Source organism: Bacteroides sp. 224 (genome assembly GCF_010500995.1).
Lineage (GTDB): Bacteria > Bacteroidota > Bacteroidia > Bacteroidales > Bacteroidaceae > Bacteroides.
In genome coordinates, this window is sequence record NZ_QVMK01000094.1 from 1 (window position 1) to 794 (window position 794).

A 794-nucleotide genomic window follows, 5' to 3' on the forward strand; every position below is an offset into this window, starting at 1 on the left:
ATCGTACAGAAAGAGTTTCGCGAACAGAATGACAGCTTACATATCTCCTTTAATATAACTATCGATGCTCGTGTAGTACCCTCGTGTTCCGCCATGATCTTCGAACCTGAAATAAAAGACGACAACCAAAACTTAGTGACCTTACCTTACATTCAGGTGACGGGTGAAGCCCGTACCAAACTCAATCGCCGTTGGTTTACTTTGTGTAGCGATCGCTGGCTGGCTGCTTACAAAGCTCCTTATGCAGTGATTAATACTAATAAGTATACAGGCGAAGAGTTAAACTATGCCTTCAGCATTCCCTACGAACCGTGGATGGACAACTCAAGGCTGGTTCTTAAACAAGAAGCTATAGGCTGTGCAGGCGAAGAATACCTGTACACCTATACCTTATCCAACCAGGTAACTACCGAGTTGAAAGCTCCTTACGAAGCACAACCACAATTAACTTATACTGCCCCCGGCGAAGAAGTGAAAACCCGTAGCCGCCAAGGTAGCGCGTACTTGGACTTCCAAGTGAATCGTTCTGTAATTCTTCCCGACTTCCGTCGCAATCCTGTTGAGTTGGGTAAAATCAACGATGCTTTGAGCGAAGTTATGAATGATACTGATGCTCGCATCACCGGCTTGTTTATCGAAGGCTATGCCTCTCCCGAAGGCAAGTACACCAACAACGAGCGTTTGGCTCGCGAGCGTGCCGCTGCTTTGAAAGAATACATACGTGTTCGTTATATGCTTCCCGAACAGATCTTCTCTGTAAAATCGGTAGCCGAAGACTGGGACGGATTGAAAGC

Annotated in this window: 1 pseudogene; it reads left to right on the forward strand. The window is 46.2% G+C overall.

The annotated features are described in order from the left end of the window. A pseudogene (locus tag D0T60_RS18480) lies at positions 1–794 on the forward strand (OmpA family protein); the annotation flags it as partial.